At 50.1% G+C, this 459-nt stretch carries 1 protein-coding gene; it reads left to right on the plus strand.

Annotated features, from left to right (window positions below; translation table 11 throughout):
- Positions 1-451, plus strand: a 451-nt coding sequence (locus tag AC0T7J_RS25250) for a hypothetical protein (protein WP_473798497.1), incomplete at its 5' end; no start/stop codon positions are given.
- Between the last annotated feature and the right edge of the window lie 8 nt (positions 452-459).

The following is a 459-nucleotide window of genomic DNA, read 5'->3' on the forward strand; positions in this document are numbered from 1 at the left end:
CCACTATTCTTATAACTACCTGTTCGATAGCGCAGGAAATATTCGCGACAAAATGGACTTGTTCGAACTGTTCACCTCGCCACGTTATTACATGGATCAATGGGCCACGGGTGTGGAGTTGGCGGTGCGCTACAGCAAGCCTGCGTTTGAGGTGTTCGGGCAAAAGTTGCGTATCACTGCAAGCAGGGATTTGCGACTGGTGGATGAAAGTCGAACGATCAGGATCGCAGATTTACCCCTCTTGCAGTTTCATTGGGCGTTAAACCTGTTGCAAAGTGACCTCGCCGCTCCTGATGTCACTGCACCTTCGACCAAAGTCGTGCTCATGTACATGAACGAGGATTTCGTTGAGGTTGAAGGCCAATCGGTGCTTCGAGGTGTGAAGTATGTTGATCGCAATCAATTGGGTTTCGGCACTATCACGGCCAAACAGATGCTGACTGCGCAGTAGCCGAATAC

This window comes from Pantoea sp. E956-1, from assembly GCF_982223955.1.